Source organism: Paraburkholderia sp. BCC1886 (assembly GCF_900996245.1).
Classification (GTDB): Bacteria; Pseudomonadota; Gammaproteobacteria; order Burkholderiales; family Burkholderiaceae; genus Paraburkholderia.
This window is the reverse complement of sequence record NZ_CAAJGK010000085.1, coordinates 75,387-90,973: the sequence shown is the minus strand read 5'-3', so window position 1 is coordinate 90,973 and position 15,587 is coordinate 75,387. Positions and strand designations below refer to the sequence as shown.

Below are 15,587 nucleotides of genomic sequence, written 5' to 3'. Positions count from 1 at the left end.
GCGTGTCTGAAGCAGGCCCATCAGTCTCGAAGCACCCACATCAAGGAATTCGCATGAAGATCGCAGTGTTGCCGGGCGACGGCATCGGTCCCGAAATCGTCAAGGAAGCCGTCAAGGTTCTGAACGTACTCGGCGAGAAATTCGAACTCGAAGAAGCGCCGGTCGGTGGCGCGGGCTACGAAGCGAAGGGTCATCCGCTGCCCGATTCGACGCTGGCGCTGGCTAAGGAAGCCGACGCGATCCTGTTCGGCGCGGTCGGCGACTGGAAATACGATTCGCTCGAACGCGCGCTGCGGCCGGAACAGGCCATTCTGGGCCTGCGCAAACACCTGCAACTGTTCGCGAATTTCCGTCCGGCGATCTGCTATCCGCAACTGACGGCGGCGTCGTCGTTGAAGGAAGAGATCGTCTCGGGTCTGGACATCCTGATCGTGCGCGAACTGAACGGCGACATTTACTTCGGCGCGCCGCGCGGCGTGCGTGAAGCGCCGGACGGTCTGTTCGCCGGTGCGAAGGAAGGTTTTGACACGATGCGCTATTCGGAACCCGAAGTGCGCCGTATCGCGCACGTGGCGTTTCAGGCCGCGCAGAAGCGTCAGAAGAAACTCACGAGCGTCGACAAAGCGAACGTGCTGGAAACGTCGCAATTCTGGCGCGACGTGATGATCGACGTGTCGAAGGAATACGCGGATGTCGAGTTGTCGCATATGTACGTCGACAACGCCGCGATGCAACTGGTCAAGGCGCCGAAAGCCTTCGACGTGGTCGTCACGGGCAACATGTTCGGCGACATCCTGTCGGACGAAGCCGCGATGCTGACGGGTTCGATCGGCATGTTGCCATCGGCCTCGCTCGACAAGAACAACAAGGGCTTGTACGAGCCGTCGCATGGCTCGGCGCCGGATATCGCGGGCAAGGGCGTGGCGAATCCGCTCGCGACGATCCTGTCGGCCGCGATGCTGCTGCGTTATTCGCTGAACAAGGTGGAGCAGGCCGACCGTATCGAAAGCGCGGTGAAGAAGGTGTTGGAGCAGGGTTACCGGACTGGCGACATTCTCACGCCGGGTTGCAAGCAGGTCGGCACCGTCGAGATGGGCGACGCGGTGATTGCAGCGCTTTGACACCGGACAGCGGGCGGGTATTCATCGTCTTCCTGCATTGAAAGCAAAAGGCCCGCAAAACGGCCTTTAAAACGCGAATTGGCTCCGAATGGGGCCGATTCGCGCGTCATTCGGGCGATAGCAGCGAATCGCGTCGTCCGATTCGGTTTTTCGTGTATATTGTCGCGATGGCGCAAATCTCCACAATCTCCTCGATTGATAACCTGCACGGCAAGACGGCCCGTGCGGTTGAGTTCGCCATGAAGCACACCACGAAGCACGCCATTATCGGCAAATCCATTACCAAAACGATTACCCCGAAAACGATCACGAAACGCTGATCGTCCGTCGTGCCCGCTCATCTTCCCCGCGCGGTCACTGCGGGCAAAGATGCGGGGAAGTTTCCACTCGAAGGGTATGAAGTCATGAACGTAGGTCTCGTAGGTTGGCGCGGCATGGTCGGCAGCGTCCTGATGCAGCGCATGCAACAGGAAGGCGATTTCGACTTGATCGAACCGGTGTTCTTCAGCACCAGCAACGCGGGCGGCAACGCGCCGTCGTTCGCCAAAAACGAGACCAAGCTCAAAGATGCGACGAGCATCGAAGACCTGAAGAAGTGTGAAGCCATCATCTCCTGCCAGGGCGGCGATTACACGAACGAGGTGTTCCCGAAGCTTCGCGCGGCAGGCTGGAACGGTTACTGGATCGACGCGGCTTCGTCGCTGCGCATGAAGGACGACGCGGTCATCATTCTCGATCCGGTCAACCTCGACGTGATCAAGGACGCGCTGGTCAAGGGGCAGAAGAATTTCATCGGCGGCAACTGCACGGTCAGCCTGATGTTGATGGCGCTGGGCGGTCTGTTCCGCGAAAACCTCGTCGACTGGATGACGGCCATGACGTACCAGGCTGCATCGGGCGCGGGTGCGCAGAACATGCGCGAACTGCTGCAGCAAATGGGCACCTTGTACGGCGCGGCGAAGGAAGACCTGGCCGATCCGTCGTCGGCGATTCTCGACATCGACCGCCGCGTGCTGGCCGCGATGAACAGCGACCGCATGCCGACCGACAACTTCGGCGTGCCGCTCGCCGGCTCGCTGATTCCGTGGATCGACAAGGACCTCGGCAACGGCATGTCGAAGGAAGAATGGAAGGGCGGCGCGGAAACCAACAAGATCCTCGGCAAGCCGGCCATGGGCACGCCGGGTTCGATTCCGGTCGACGGTTTGTGCGTGCGGATCGGCGCCATGCGCTGTCACTCGCAGGCGCTGACCATCAAGCTGAACAAGGACGTGCCGCTCGACGAAGTGAACAGCATCCTCGCGTCGGGTAACGACTGGGTGAAGGTCGTGCCGAACGAACGCGAAGCGTCGATGCGCGATCTGTCGCCGGCGGTGGTCACGGGTACGTTGACGGTGCCGGTCGGCCGGGTGCGCAAGCTGGCGATGGGCGGCGAATATCTGTCGGCGTTCACGGTCGGCGACCAGCTGCTGTGGGGCGCGGCGGAACCGCTGCGTCGCATGCTTCGCATTGTGCTCGACAAGTAAAGTAAACTACGCGCTCACGACGCGTGGAAACTCAGGAAGCGTCGCCTTTGTGCGGCGCTTTTTTATTGTTCGCTCCGGATTATCTTGTCTGTCTCCTTCTCGTTTATTAACCGTAAAAAAGGGCTGCGCGCCGATGCGCCAGGTGTCCCGATGAACTTTCGACACTCCACCCTTCGGGCCATGTTCAACCGTCGAGCCATGGGCCGATTCGATCGGGTAGCCGCTGCTGCCGCGTTGACCCTCTTGCTGGGTGCCGGCGTGGGTAGCGCGAGCGCCGCGCCGGCTGCGGCGGCGAGCGCACCGGATGCCGCGTCGGCGCCGGCTGCCGTCGGCAGTCAGTTGACGGTGAAGCCCGGGCAATCGTTGAACGATCTCGCGATTGCCGTCACCCAGTCGCACGACAAGGCGACGCTCGCGCGCGCGACGCGGGCGCTGTTCGATACGAATCCGAACGCGTTCATGAAGAACGACCCGAGCCGGCTGCGGCTCGGCGCGGTGCTGACAGTGCCGGCGCTGGATGCGTCGGGGGCGTTGGTGGCGGCGTCGGGGGGCGCGGCGGCTTCGTCGGCTCCGGCAGCGTCTGTGTCGGATGGGGCTTCGGCTGCTGCGCCGAACGCGGCGGCTGTTACGAGTGGTGGTTCGGCTAGTAGCGTGGCACCGGGCCACGCAGCGGCTAGCGAGGTCGGCGCGATTGGTGGTGTTGAAGGTTCTTCGGCTGCGGCCGCGACTGGCGCCAGTGCTAGCGCTAACGTGGCTGGCTCCGATGCGGTTCAGACCGGTGCGGCAGCCAGCGGTCCCGGGTCGTCCACGGCGCCCACGGCGCCCGTCGCGGGCTCGCAAGCCGTGGGATCACCGGCAAGCGGCGCACACGAGTGGTCCGGGTCGATTCAGGCGCCCGCCAGTTCAGCCGTCGGTGCTTCGGGAAACGCGGCGGCAAGCGGACAAACTGCAGCGCAGCCGGCCACGCACGTGTCCAGTCTGCAACAACTGCTTGCGCTGAAAAATCGCGTGTTGATGGAATTGCAGAAGCATGGCATCGGCGGGTCGCCGGCTGGTACGAGCGCCTCTACTGGCGCACAACCGGCTGCCGGGACGTCTGCCGCAAACAATACGGCGACTGGCAATGCCAGCACGACGCCGGCGCACGATGCAGGGATGTCGCAAACCGGGTTGAGCGTGGCGGCGGCTGTCGGCGCGGCGCTGGTGGTGGTGCTGGCGGCATTGCGACTGCGTAGACGCAAGCGGGACGGCGAAGCCGAAGCCGCTGCGGCCGACCATGGAGCGCCGACGCCCGGCCAGGCTACGCCGGTGCCTGCAGCCTCGTCTGATGCGCAGGGGAACGCCGCCGCTCTGGCCGCGTACGAAGTTGCCGTCCACGATAGCGACGCGCCGACCCACGAGGTGGCGGAACACATCGCGTCGCCGGTGGACGTTGACCATGAGCCCACGGAATCGGCTGGCGCCATCGAACGCGAGTCCGCAGAAAGGGAAGCCACACAAGCCGCGCCGCATTTCGAACCGACCGACCATGATGGCGTCCGTCCGGAAGAGCCGCTGCCTGGCGTTCACGAGGAACATTTCGACGCCGCAACCACGGCGGCGAGCCTAGACGCTGCCTCGGCACTCGGAGCCGACGCACTGCCGCTGACGCCTCTCGAACCCGTGGAGCCGCACGACACCGCTTTCCACGAAGCAGCGCCTGCTCATGGTTTGCAATGGGACGACGAGCCTGCGGCGAACGTGCTGGAAGAACCGTCTACGCCGCTGCGCACGCCGCTGCGCACGCCGCTGCGCACGCCGCTGCACACGCCGCTGGAAGCTCCGCCGCCGCTAACCGATTTCGAGCATTTGCCGACCGCTTCCGATGAAGTTGCGCAAGTGGCGGTCGACCTGTCCAGCCGTGAGTTGCCCGCCCTGTTGCCACCCGAACCCGAACCGCTGACCGACGCCGAGTTCGAAACGACCGAGCCCTTCGAGCCCTTAGAGCCCTTAGCGCACACCCAGCCAACCGCTTTCGCACCCGTTCCGACGCTGTCGTTGCCGCCGGTCCCGACCGAGTTTCCGCGCGATGCCGTGGAGGCGTTCGGCAGCCTGGACATGCCTTTGCCGCCGCGCGTCGAGTCGTTCGACAACGAGGCCGACGGCAATTGGCAACACGCTGGTTCAGAGACCCCGCCGCCGGCTGTCCCGCTTGCGCCGGACACGCAGCCGCCTGCGCGGGTCGCGCCATCCGTCACCGATGAAATTGCCGCGGGCACGGCCGGCCACGCTTCCGTAGCCGGCTTGGGCGCGTTCGGATTCGGCGCGCTCAAGCTCGATTTCGATCTGGAGTTGCCGCCCGGCGCGGCTCAACCGCTACCCGCGTTCACGCAGGCGGATCTCGGCCGTATCGCGCGCAACAAGCTCGATCTGGCCGCCGAATACATCGACCTCGGCGATCTGGCGGGCGCGCGCACGCTGATCAACGAGGTGATCGAGGCGAACGATCCCGCTACGCGGACCGAAGCGCGCGCGTTGCTCTCGACGCTCGCGCCCTTGTCGTGACGCGGATAGCGCTCGGCGTTCAGTTCGACGGCTCGGCGTTCAGCGGCTGGCAGTCGCAAACGCATGGCCGTACGGTTCAGGACGAGTTGGAACGGGCGTTGTGCGAGTTTGCGCGAACGCCCGTCAATACCATCGTCGCCGGCCGCACGGACACGGGCGTGCACGGGCTCGGACAGGTCGTGCATTTCGACACGGACCTCGAGCGCACCGACGCGTCGTGGATTCGCGGGACCAACGCGTTCCTGCCGAAGTCGATCGCGGTGCAATGGGCAAAGCCGATGCCCGACGAATTCCACGCGCGTTTTTCGGCATTCGAGAGGACCTATTACTACGTGCTGTACGTGAACCCGGTCCGCTCGCCGATGCTGGACGGTCGCGTAGGCTGGAGCCACGCGCCACTCGATGTCGACGCGATGCGCGCTGCCGCGGTTCATTTGATCGGCGAACACGATTTTTCGGCGTTTCGCTCGTCGCAGTGTCAGGCGAAGACGCCAGTCAAGCAGATGTACGCAATCGACGTACGGAAGCAGGGCGACTTCGTGCATTTCCGCTTTCGGGCAAATGCGTTTCTGCATCACATGGTCCGTAACCTGATGGGTTGCCTGGTCTACGTCGGCCGTGGCCGTCACCCTGCGCAGTGGTTGGCCGACGTGCTGGCGAGCGGCGATCGCGATTGCGCCGCGCCCACTTTCATGCCGGACGGCTTATATCTGGCGCAAGTGGGCTATCCTGAGCAGTTCGCCGTGCCCGCGCCGCAAACCGGCAGCGTGCCATGGAGCACGATATGGACCGAACTCGCGCCAAACTGACGTCAATATGATGGTTACCGACAGCATCCCGAACGAAATTCCAGTGGTTTCAAAGGCCAGCGCCGTGCCGCGTCGCACCCGCATCAAGCTCTGCGGCCTGTCCCGGCCCGATGACGTGTCGTGTGCAATCGATCTCGGCGCGGACGCGATCGGTCTCGTGTTCTATCCGCCGAGTTCGCGCTCGGTCAGCGTTGCGCAGGCAGTCGAGCTGGTGCACGACGTGCCGCCGTTCGTCTCGGTGGTGGGGTTGTTCGTCAACGCGACGCCCGAATGGATTCGCGAAGTCGTCAGCAACGTCGGCCTGACGCTGCTGCAATTCCACGGTGACGAAACCGCCGATCAATGCGAAATGCTGGCCGGCGTCGCGGGTTTGCCTTGGTTGCGCGCTTTGCGCATCGCGACGGATACTCAACCGGCCGATTTGGTAAAATCGGCGCTCAACTATTCAGCAGCCAGCGGCCTCCTGTTCGACACCCATGTCGACGGTTATGGCGGCGGCGGGAAGGTTTTCGATTGGTCACTTATTCCAGCAGAGCTCGCGCGTCGGGCCGTTTTGAGTGGTGGGTTGAACGCGCAAAACGTCAATGATGCGATCCATTGCGTGCGCCCGTACGCGGTCGATGTCTCGAGCGGCATCGAAACCCCGGGCGCCAAGGGCGTGAAAGATCACGCCCGGATGGCGGCGTTCGTACGCGCAGTCCGCGCGGCAGACGCCGAATGAGTCCGGCGGCGCAGTGCCTCTCGAGCGCATTGCCCGCCACTGAGAAGAGTGATCACCATGTATAACTTGCCTGATGAACGCGGCCATTTCGGCCAATTTGGCGGCGTGTTCGTCGCCGAAACGTTGGTGCACGCGCTTGATGAGCTGCGCGGCGCGTACGAGAGATATCAGAAAGACCCGGAGTTCGTCGCCGAATACGAGCGCGAACTCAAACATTTCGTGGGTCGCCCATCCCCCATTTATCACGCCCAGCGCTGGAGCGAACTGCTCGGCGGCGCGCAGATTTTCCTCAAGCGGGAAGATCTGAATCACACGGGCGCGCACAAGATTAATAACGTGATCGGGCAGGCGCTGCTGGCCAAACGCATGGGCAAAAAGCGTGTGATCGCGGAAACCGGCGCGGGCCAGCACGGTGTAGCGACGGCCACGATTGCGGCCCGCTTCGGTATGGAATGCGTGGTCTACATGGGCGTGGAAGATGTCCATCGCCAGGCGGCGAATGTCTACCGGATGAAACTGTTGGGGGCGACCGTCGTGCCGGTCCAATCCGGTTCGCGCACGCTTAAAGACGCGCTGAACGAAGCCATGCGCGACTGGGTTACCAACGTCGAAAGCACGTTTTATATCATCGGCACCGTAGCAGGTCCGCACCCGTATCCGATGATGGTGCGCGACTTCCAACGCGTGATCGGCGATGAGTGCAAGGTGCAGATGCCCGAACTCGTCGGCCGTCAGCCGGATGCGGTCATTGCCTGCGTTGGCGGCGGTTCGAATGCGATGGGTATCTTTTATCCGTATATCGACGATACTTCGGTGCAGTTGATTGGCGTGGAGCCGGCCGGCGATGGTATCGAAACCGGGCGCCATGCGGCCTCGCTGCTTGGTGGTACTCCCGGCGTACTGCATGGAAACCGCACCTATCTATTGCAGGACGAAAACGGCCAGATCATGGAGACACATTCGATCTCCGCAGGCCTGGACTATCCGGGCGTCGGTCCTGAGCACGCGTGGCTAAAAGACAGCAAGCGCGCGCAATACGTGTCGATCACGGACGAAGAAGCGCTTAAAGGGTTTCACGACTGCTGCCGGATCGAGGGCATCATCCCGGCCCTGGAGTCCAGCCACGCCATCGCGTACGCGGCGAAAATCGCCCCGACATTGCCCGAAGACAAGGTGCTTCTGGTCAATCTGTCGGGTCGCGGCGACAAGGACATGCATACGGTCGCCGAGCGATCGGGCATTCAGTTCTGAGCGCCGCGGCGATGCGTGACGAGTTCGACGAGTTGACGCCAGCGGCGCAAGCCTTGGGCGAAACCCCGGCGGGAAGCGTGACAGCAGAGGTGTCTTCACTTCTGCCGCCAGCACCCGCCGGCATTCAACTCCTGAACCGCGATTTTTTGACCGATGCGGCGAACATTCCCGACGGCTCCGTCGACCTGATCCTTTGCGATCCGCCTTACGGGCTCGGCAAGGATTACGGCAACGACTCCGATATGCGTTCGGGCGACGACTTTCTCGCGTGGACGCGTAGCTGGCTCGAGTTGGCTATTCCGAAGCTCAAGCCGTCAGGTTCCCTCTACATTTTCTGCACCTGGCAATACGCGCCGGAAATCTTCAGTTTCCTGAAGACAAAACTCACGATGATCAACGAAATCATCTGGGACCGGCGCGTGCCGAGCATGGGCGGAACCGTGCGCCGTTTTACGTCGGTGCACGACAACATCGGTTTCTTCGCGGTCTCGAAGGATTATTTCTTCGATCTCGATCCCGTCCGCATTCCGTACGATGCAGTTACGAAGAAGGCGCGTTCGCGTAAGTTGTTCGAAGGTAGCAAGTGGCTCGAGGTCGGCTACAACCCGAAGGACGTCTGGTCGGTGTCGAGGCTGCATCGGCAACACGCCGAACGCGTCGCGCACCCCACCCAGAAACCTCTGGAGATCGTCGAGCGAATGGTGCTGTCCAGTTGCCCGAAGGGCGGTCGGGTACTCGACCCGTTCATGGGCAGTGGCACCACGGCAGTCGCTTGCGTGCGGCACCAGCGCGAATTCGTCGGCTATGAAATTAATGAAAGTTACTGCGCGATAGCGCGTGAACGCGTCAGTCTGGCGGCAGAACCCGCCGCGACGCCGCGCAAGGTTCGCAAGGTTTCCCTGAAGGCGGAAAAGGCCGAGCAGCAAACCGAGCCTCAATGAACGCGCAGTTACCCTCCATTCGAGAACACTCATGTCCCGTATCAAGAGCACGTTTGCTGCGCTGTCTGCGCAAGGTAAAAAAGGTTTGATCCCGTTCATGACGGCCGGCGACCCGGACCCGGCGCGCACGGTCGAGTTCATGCACGCACTGGCTGCTGGCGGCGCGGATGTGATCGAACTCGGTGTGCCGTTTTCCGATCCGATGGCCGACGGCCCCGTCATCCAGCAATCGTCCGAGCGCGCTTTGGCTCACGGCGTGTCGCTCCGTCACGTGCTGGCCGACGTCAAGCGGTTCCGCGAAACCAACGACAAGACGCCGGTCGTGTTGATGGGCTATGCCAATCCGATCGAACGCATGGGCGCCGAAGCATTTGCCGCCGCGGCGAAAGAAGCCGGTGTGGACGGCGTGCTAGTTGTCGACTACCCGCCGGAAGAGTGCGTCAACTTCGCCGAACAGATGCGTTCTGCCGGTATCGATCCCATCTTTTTGCTGGCGCCCACGTCGACTGACGAACGCATCGCCGAAATCGGCAAAATTGCCAGCGGTTACGTCTATTACGTCTCGCTGAAAGGCGTGACCGGATCTGCAAATCTGGACGTTTCCAGCATCGCGAGTAAAATCCCGGCGATCAAGTCGCGTGTGCCGTTGCCGGTGGGTGTCGGTTTCGGCATCCGCGATGCGCAAACCGCGCGTCTGGTAGCCGAAGTCTCCGATGCCGTCGTGATCGGAAGCCGGATCGTGCAATTGCTCGAACAAGCGGCGCCCGAAGCCGCCGTCGAAACGCTCACGCGTTTCGTCGCCGAGGTGCGCGAAGCGCTGGATAGCATCGCCACCGTTGTCCGATAACAGTTATTTTTGTCGTCTGTAGTGTGAGCGGCGGGCAAGTCCCGCCGTTCGTGCGACTGTTGCGACCGTTGACCCCAGAAGGATTCGATATGAGCTGGCTCGATAAACTGCTGCCGCCGAAGATCAAGCAAACCGATCCGAAAAGCCGCAAAGGCATTCCGGAAGGACTGTGGATCAAGTGCCCATCGTGCGAAGCGGTGCTGTACCGCAACGACGTCGAGGCCAATCTGCATGTGTGCCCTAAGTGCGACCACCACATGCGCATCGGCGCGCGCGAGCGACTCGACGGGCTGCTCGATCCGGAAGGCCGCTATGAAATCGGCCAGGAGATCGTCCCGGTCGACGCATTGAAATTCAAGGACAGCCGTAAATATCCCGACCGTCTGAAAGAAGCGATGGACGACACCGACGAAACCGATGCAATGGTCGTCATGGGTGGGGCTATACACACGCTGCCGGTCGTCGTCGCGTGTTTCGAGTTTTCGTTCATGGGCGGATCGATGGGATCGGTGGTCGGCGAGCGCTTCGCGCGCGGCGCCCAGAACGCGCTGGAGCAGAAAGTGCCGTTCATCTGCTTCACCGCTTCGGGCGGTGCGCGGATGCAGGAAAGCCTGCTCTCGCTAATGCAGATGGCGAAGACCACGGCCATGTTGACCAAACTCGCCGAAGCCAAATTGCCGTTCATTTCCGTGCTGACGGATCCGACGATGGGCGGCGTGTCGGCCAGTTTCGCTTTCCTGGGCGACGTGGTGATTGCCGAGCCGAAGGCGCTGATCGGCTTTGCCGGCCCGCGCGTGATCGAACAGACCGTGCGCGAGAAACTGCCGGAAGGCTTCCAGCGCTCCGAATTCCTGATCACGAAGGGCGCGATCGACATGATCGTCGACCGTCGCAAGCTGCGCGAAGAGATTGCCAGGTTGATGGCGCTGTTGAGCCACCAGCCGGCAGATGCCGTCGCATAGATAGTCCCGAGCGTCGCGCTGACTGGCGTCGCCCGAATGTAGAGAAGCTGGCAAAAATAGCGCGCCGCGAGAGTGATCAAGCGGCGCGCTGTCATTTCCGGGATAATCACGGTCTCGCAACGCTGTGGCGGCTCGATTGCCCCGGCATTGCTCGGCTCGCCCGCCGGCTTTGTGCGCATAAACTGCCTGCGCCTCCCCGCTCTACCGCCAAAAACCGATTCACTCGATGACCACATTCCCCACCCTCGACGCGTGGCTCACGCACCTCGAATCCGCGCATCCGGTCGGTATCGACATGGGTCTGGCGCGCATCAAGCAGGTTCGCGATGCGATGGCGTTCTCGTTTGCCTGCCCGGTCATCACCGTCGGGGGCACCAACGGCAAGGGTTCGACATGCGCGATTCTCGAATCGATTCTGATCCGCGCAGGTTTCTCGGTCGGCTGCCATACCTCCCCGCATTTGCTGTCGTTCAACGAACGCGCGCGAGTGAACGGCGAAATGGCTAGCGATACCGAACTGCTCACGCATTTCCACGCCGTCGAAGCCGCGCGCCTGAGCCTGCCCGAACCGGTGACGCTGACCTATTTCGAGTTCACGACGTTGGCAATCATGAGCCTGTTCGCCTCGCGCGATCTCGACGCCGTCGTCCTGGAAGTGGGACTCGGCGGCCGGCTCGACGCGGTCAACGTCCTCGATACCGATTGCGCGATCATCACCAGCATCGACATCGATCACACCGAATATCTCGGCGACACCCGCGAAAAAATCGCGTTCGAAAAAGCCGGTATTTTCCGGCCGGGCAAACCGGCCATCTGTGCGGATCCGGTCCCGCCGCAATCGTTGATCGATCACGCAGAAAAAATCGGCGCCGAGTTGTGGTTATTCGGCCGCGATTTTCGCTACGAAGGGCAGGCGGGCAGCGAGCGCCAGCAATGGAGCTACGTCGGCCCGACCATGCGCCGCTCCGCGTTGGCCTATCCCGCACTGCGCGGCGCGAATCAGTTGATCAATACGTCGGCGGCGCTTGCGGCACTCGAAGCGTTGCGTGAGCGCTTGCCGGTATCGGCGCAGGACATCCGCCTCGGTCTCGCCAACGTCGAATTGCCCGGACGTTTCCAGGTGCTGCCCGGCAAGCCCGCCATCGTCCTGGACGTCGGGCACAATCCGCACGCGGCTGCCGTTCTCACGCAAAACCTGGGCAATATGGGCTTCTTCCCCTACACCTACGCGGTTTTTGGGGCAATGCGGGACAAGGACATTGCCGGCGTGCTGGCGCACCTGAAGGGCGAAATCGACCACTGGTGCGTGAGCGATCTGCCGACTCCGCGTGCCGCGTCGGCCCGGGAACTCGAAACGGTATTGCGCGAGCACGGTGTCGGCGAGACGGCCGACAGCAGCGTGACCTGCCATGCGAGCCCGGCGGAGGCTTTCCAAGACGCGCTAAAACGAGCGTCAGAGAATGATAGAATCGTGGTTTTCGGCAGTTTCTATACGGTAGCGGGTGTGATGGCCTACCGTAAATCGCAGCAACACTGAACGGGCACCAGGCTCGAACCAAGCGATTCATGGGAATTTTCTCGTTCGGCAAGAAAGACGACGCACCTACCCGGCGCGGCGCAAATACCAGTTCCAACCGGGCCGCCCGTGGCGAGCGCGTGGAGCGGCGAACCCGCCGCACCGAGCGCGCGGTCGAGGCCGATGCGATGCTGCTCGACCCTACGCTGCCGGAAAAGCAGCGTGCGCGTCGCAGGCTGGTCGGCGCGATTGCGCTGGTCGTGGCCGCGGTCATCGTTCTGCCCATGGTGCTCGACTCGCACCCCAAGCCCGTCACCGACGACATTTCCATCGACATTCCCAGCCGTCCCGCACCAAAGGTAGCGAAGGCCGACGTCGATACGCAGGGCGGTGTAGCACCCGATAATCCCACCACGGCCGACGCGGGTCTCGCCGCCTCCGGTTTGGCTCCGGCGACATCGACTTCGACTTCGACGAAGCCATCGCAACAAGCCGCCACGCCGAGTGCAAGTCCGAGCGCGACCCCGACCCCGAGCCATAGCCAGCAAACCGCGAACACCGCACCGACCACGAACACCGGCAAACCGTCGGCAAAATCGTTGGCGCCATCGGTAGCCGCCAACACCGCACCGGTCGCACCGAAAACATCTGCCGCGCAGCGCAGTGCGACGACCACCGCAGCCAACACCGCATCGGCCGACGACGACTCGACGACGTCCTCCGCAGCCAAAGCGAACGCGACCACCGGCACGCCGGCATCGCCGCCCGGCAGCCGTTTCGAAGTTCAACTGGGCGCCTTTGCAAACGACGCCAACGCGCGCAATCTGGCTGCCAAGTTGAAAGCGGCAGGCGTGCCCGCATATACCGAACATCGTAAGCAGCCGGACGGCTCGACACTCACGCTGTTGCGCGCCGGCCCGTTCGCCGACCGTGCGGCTGCGAGCGCCGCGGTCGCGAAGGTTCGCGCAATCGGCCTGTCGTCGGGCACGAGCGCCGGCAGCGGAAATGGTGGTGGTAGCAGCAGCAGCAACGCGGCACAGTAAGCGAGCGATGTTCACTGCCTTCGACTACGCTGTAATGGCGGTGATCGGTCTGTCGGCCTTGCGCGGCGCCTGGCGAGGTTTTCTGTCCGAGATATTCGGACTGATCGGCTGGATCGCGGCGTTCTTCATTGCCTGCCGCTTCGTCGGTTACGTCGTGCCGTATATCCCAGCCACGTGGCCGGGCGGTGCGCTGACACAGTGGCTGCTGGCGTTCGCGCTGGTGGTGATCGGCGTGGTGCTGGTAGCGAGCGTGCTGAATGCGCTACTGAGCCGCCTCGTGCAGGCTACCGGTCTGGGCGGCGTGGACCGTTCGCTCGGTTTGATGTTCGGCCTCGTGCGCGGGGTCATTCTGGTGCTGATTCTGGTCGCCCTTGCCGGCTTGACCGAACTGCCCCAACAGGAATTCTGGCGCAACGCCTTGCTACGACCTTATGCGGTCGAAGGCGTGCACGTAATGAAACCGCTGCTTCCCGAGACGCTCGCTGCCTACGTCCGTGTGTGACGACGAGGCGGCCAGCCCGGAAAGCTCAGCAGAACTCCGGCGCATCCCCCGGCACAACCCGGTTGCCATCAGGCAATAGCGTGCAACGACGTGTAGCGCACGCAGCACCGTTTTCGATTGCGGGCACCGGGCGTCATGACGAATTTCGTACCTTTGAAGGACATGCCATGTGCGGCATCGTAGGCGTAGTTTCCCATTCTCCGGTCAATCAGCTGATCTATGACAGCCTGCTGCTTCTGCAGCACCGCGGTCAGGACGCCGCCGGCATCGCAACCGCGAACGGCAGCAATTTCCACATGCACAAGGCCAACGGCATGGTGCGCGACGTGTTCCGCACGCGCAACATGCGAAGCCTGCCCGGCACTACCGGCATCGGCCAGGTCCGTTACCCGACCGCAGGCTCCGCATCGAGCGAAGAAGAAGCCCAGCCGTTCTACGTGAACGCGCCGTTCGGCATCATCCTCGCCCACAACGGCAATCTGACCAACTGGCAGCAACTCAAAGATGAGATGTTCCGCATCGATCGCCGCCATATCAATACCAACTCTGACACTGAAGTAATGCTCAACGTGCTCGCGCACGAACTGCAGCTCTCCAGTTCCGGCCTGCAACTCGATCCGGCGGCGCTGTTCAATGCGGTCTCGGGCGTGCATCGGCGGGTTCGCGGTTCGTACGCGATCGTTTCGCTGATCGCAGGCTACGGTCTGCTTGGCTTTCGCGACCCGTTCGGGATTCGTCCGCTGTGTATCGGCAAGCAGGAAACGCCGGAAGGCGTCGAATGGATTCTGGCTTCGGAATCGGTGGCGATCGAAGGCATCGGCTTCGAGTTCGTGCGCGACGTGGCGCCGGGCGAAGCGATTTTCATCGACATCGAAGGCAACCTGCACTCGCAGCAATGCGCGAGCACGCCGAGCCTGAACCCGTGCATTTTCGAACTCGTGTATCTGGCGCGTCCCGACTCGGTGCTCGACGGCGTACCGGTGTACAACGTGCGTCTGCGCATGGGCGACTATCTCGCTGAGAAGATCCGCCGCGAGTTGCCCGACGTCGCGATCGACGTCGTCATGCCGATTCCCGATTCCTCGCGTCCCGCCGCGATGCAGGTCGCGAAAAAGCTGGGCGTGGAGTATCGCGAAGGCTTCTTCAAGAACCGTTACGTCGGCCGCACCTTCATCATGCCGGGCCAGGCCGTGCGCAAGAAGTCGGTGCGCCAGAAGCTGAACGCGATGGGCATCGAGTTCAAGGGCAAGAACGTGCTGATCGTCGACGATTCCATCGTGCGCGGCACCACCTCGCACGAGATCGTGCAGATGGCGCGTGACGCGGGCGCGAACAAGGTGATCTTCGCGTCGGCGGCGCCGCCGGTGAAATTCCCGAACGTCTACGGTATCGACATGCCGACGCGCGGCGAACTCGTCGCTCACGGCCGCACGGACGACGAAGTGGCGCGCATGATCGGCGCGGATCATCTCGTCTATCAGGACGTGGATGCGCTGAAGCAGGCGGTGCGCGACATCAACCCGGCGCTCAAGGAATTCGAAGCCTCGTGCTTCGACGGCAACTACGTGACCGGCGACATCACGACCGAGTACCTCGATCGCATCGAAACCGCGCGTCTCGCACCGTCCTCGCAATCGGATCGCGACGCCGCGAGCGAAGCGATCGACGGCGGCGCTCCGGCTCGCTCGCAGTTGCATCTGCAACTGTCGGTGGGTTGAGATGCTGGCGAGCCGCGCTCACTGCACGCCGTGCTGTCAGCGTGTTAGCATGGCGGCTTGCGTCGATTTGATCTCAGCTTGCGGAC

14 protein-coding genes are annotated in these 15,587 nt (G+C 62.8%); all 14 read left to right on the top strand.

The genetic code is table 11. From position 1 onward, the window contains the following. The first annotated feature begins 53 nt into the window (after nt 1-53). The 14 genes from leuB (at nt 54) to purF (ending at nt 15,501) form a co-directional block, all read left to right on the top strand. A complete protein-coding gene (gene leuB, locus FQ746_RS27045) occupies nt 54-1,121 on the top strand; it encodes a 3-isopropylmalate dehydrogenase (RefSeq protein WP_144112861.1) in 1,068 nt (355 codons plus the stop codon). Nucleotides 1,122-1,273: 152 nt separating this feature from the next. After that, the gene (locus tag FQ746_RS34905; RefSeq protein WP_186310865.1) at nt 1,274-1,441 is read left to right on the top strand and encodes a hypothetical protein; all 168 of its coding nucleotides are present in this window, start codon (nt 1,274-1,276) and stop codon (nt 1,439-1,441) included. A gap of 84 nt (nt 1,442-1,525) precedes the next feature. Beyond that, entirely contained in the window at nt 1,526-2,647 is a 1,122-nt protein-coding gene (asd, locus tag FQ746_RS27040; RefSeq protein WP_144112860.1) for an aspartate-semialdehyde dehydrogenase, read from the top strand. Between the two features lie 150 nt (nt 2,648-2,797). Next, complete coding sequence (locus tag FQ746_RS27035; RefSeq protein WP_144112859.1) at nt 2,798-5,191, top strand: FimV/HubP family polar landmark protein; 2,394 nt, start codon at nt 2,798-2,800, stop codon at nt 5,189-5,191. Continuing rightward, nucleotides 5,188-6,000 (top strand): tRNA pseudouridine(38-40) synthase TruA, encoded by an 813-nt coding sequence (truA, locus tag FQ746_RS27030; protein ID WP_144112858.1) that lies wholly within the window; start codon nt 5,188-5,190, stop codon nt 5,998-6,000. The genes FQ746_RS27035 and truA overlap by 4 nt, the downstream gene beginning before the upstream one ends. A gap of 10 nt (nt 6,001-6,010) precedes the next feature. Continuing rightward, entirely contained in the window at nt 6,011-6,721 is a 711-nt protein-coding gene (locus tag FQ746_RS27025) for a phosphoribosylanthranilate isomerase (RefSeq protein WP_144113144.1), read from the top strand. 57 nt (nt 6,722-6,778) lie between these two features. Continuing rightward, complete coding sequence (gene trpB, locus FQ746_RS27020) at nt 6,779-7,972, top strand: tryptophan synthase subunit beta (protein WP_144112857.1); 1,194 nt, start codon at nt 6,779-6,781, stop codon at nt 7,970-7,972. 11 nt (nt 7,973-7,983) lie between these two features. Next, nucleotides 7,984-8,913, top strand: a complete 930-nt coding sequence (locus FQ746_RS27015; RefSeq protein ID WP_144112856.1) for a DNA-methyltransferase — start codon at nt 7,984-7,986, stop codon at nt 8,911-8,913. Nucleotides 8,914-8,944: 31 nt separating this feature from the next. Beyond that, nucleotides 8,945-9,760 (top strand): tryptophan synthase subunit alpha, encoded by an 816-nt coding sequence (trpA, locus tag FQ746_RS27010; RefSeq protein ID WP_144112855.1) that lies wholly within the window; start codon nt 8,945-8,947, stop codon nt 9,758-9,760. Nucleotides 9,761-9,849: 89 nt separating this feature from the next. After that, a complete protein-coding gene (gene accD, locus FQ746_RS27005; protein ID WP_144112854.1) occupies nt 9,850-10,722 on the top strand; it encodes an acetyl-CoA carboxylase, carboxyltransferase subunit beta in 873 nt (290 codons plus the stop codon). Nucleotides 10,723-10,948: 226 nt separating this feature from the next. Further along, nucleotides 10,949-12,259, top strand: coding sequence for a bifunctional tetrahydrofolate synthase/dihydrofolate synthase (gene folC / locus FQ746_RS27000; protein WP_144112853.1), 1,311 nt, complete (start codon nt 10,949-10,951; stop codon nt 12,257-12,259). 29 nt (nt 12,260-12,288) lie between these two features. Then, a complete protein-coding gene (locus FQ746_RS26995; protein WP_144112852.1) occupies nt 12,289-13,281 on the top strand; it encodes an SPOR domain-containing protein in 993 nt (330 codons plus the stop codon). Between the two features lie 7 nt (nt 13,282-13,288). Continuing rightward, nucleotides 13,289-13,783 (top strand): CvpA family protein, encoded by a 495-nt coding sequence (locus FQ746_RS26990; RefSeq protein ID WP_144112851.1) that lies wholly within the window; start codon nt 13,289-13,291, stop codon nt 13,781-13,783. Nucleotides 13,784-13,950: 167 nt separating this feature from the next. Next, complete coding sequence (purF, locus tag FQ746_RS26985; RefSeq protein ID WP_144112850.1) at nt 13,951-15,501, top strand: amidophosphoribosyltransferase; 1,551 nt, start codon at nt 13,951-13,953, stop codon at nt 15,499-15,501. Nucleotides 15,502-15,587: the final 86 nt, after the last annotated feature.